At 39.1% G+C, this 667-nt stretch carries 1 protein-coding gene; it reads right to left on the minus strand.

The genetic code is table 11. From position 1 onward, the window contains the following. Nucleotides 1–667 (minus strand): autotransporter outer membrane beta-barrel domain-containing protein (locus CQA58_RS08125; protein WP_115570202.1); only part of this gene is annotated, 667 nt, incomplete at both ends.

The raw sequence follows: 667 nt of genomic DNA on the forward strand, positions 1-667 counted from the left end.
CTTTTCTACATCGATATAAAGTCTAGCCCCCTTAGTTAGCTCAATATTGCTTCCTACATTTAGCACTGCTCTTCCATTGCTCTCTACTTTGTCAAGTTGAGTGATGAGTCCCCCTTCTCTTGTGCTAACACCAGAATCTCCCCCTTCAATGTAGTCATACTCATAAGAAGCTCCTACATAAAGACTTGCAAATCCTTTATCAGTAGTGAATTTCTTCCCTAGACTTGCTCCGATTCTACTTCTTAGAGTGAGGATACTATCTTGAGTGGCTTTAAGAGTAGTTAGAGAATCCACTGCACGATTGAAATCGCTTTGATTGAAATATCCAAAGGCGACTTCTACTTGAGGATCAATATACCAGCTTCCTTTTTCATTTTCTGCAAAGCTATAGCGATATCCAAACTCATCACTGAGCACCATTGCAAAGTTATTGGTTTCACTCATTACCCCACTGCCATTGCTAAGTGAAAACTCACTCATAATGTAATCAAACTTAAGAATGGTGTCGTTATACCAGCCACTATCAGCAACATAGGAGTTATAAAGCCCTACTTCAATCATATTGGAATTGACTTTATCCAAAGATAGTCCTGCATTATTGCTATTACTTGCATAGCTTGAGTTTCCTTTGGTGCTAGAAGTTCCATAAGCTAGGGCAATTCCCATA

The organism is Helicobacter brantae (genome assembly GCF_003364205.1).
Classification (GTDB): Bacteria; Campylobacterota; Campylobacteria; order Campylobacterales; family Helicobacteraceae; genus Helicobacter_G; species Helicobacter_G brantae.